This is a genomic window from Dolichospermum circinale AWQC310F (assembly GCF_000426925.1).
In the GTDB taxonomy this organism is placed as follows: domain Bacteria; phylum Cyanobacteriota; class Cyanobacteriia; order Cyanobacteriales; family Nostocaceae; genus Dolichospermum; species Dolichospermum circinale.
The window spans coordinates 9,307-9,833 of sequence record NZ_KE384685.1; the positions used below are offsets into that span (position 1 = coordinate 9,307).

Sequence of the window (527 nt, forward strand, 5' to 3'; positions counted from 1 at the left end):
AAAAACATCATTAATGCTACCAGATTAAGCAGATAAAGAGAGTTAGGATAGTTAAGCGTTCTGACGGTTACTATATCCAGTTTTGTGTAGATGCAGAACGGAATATTGACATCAATGCCACAGGTAAAACCGTTGGTTTAGATGTTGGTCTTAACAGTTTCTACACTAATTCTCAAGGGGATAAAATTGATAATCCCAGGTATTTGCGGAAATCAGAAAAATCTTTAAAACGATTACAGAAAAAAGTTAGTCGTAAAAAGAAAGGTTCTAATAATCGCAAAAAAGCTATTAACCGTCTTGGTAGAAAACATTTGCAAATTTCACGTCAACGTAAAGACTTTGCTGTGAAAACAGCATTGTGCGTAGTTAGATCTAACGATTTAGTGGCGTTTGAAAAACTGCAAGTGAAAAATATGGTTAAGAATAGCAAATTAGCCAAGTCAATTAGTGATGCTGGATGGTCATTGTTTACTCAATGGTTAGAATATTTTGGTAAAGTCTATGGTCGTGTAATTGTATCAGTTGCA

At 34.3% G+C, this 527-nt stretch carries 1 pseudogene; it reads left to right on the forward strand.

The features are described 5' to 3' along the window. Window positions 1-17: 17 nt before the first annotated feature. Window positions 18-527 (forward strand): annotated as a pseudogene (locus ACIR310F_RS24890) (RNA-guided endonuclease InsQ/TnpB family protein); the annotation flags it as partial.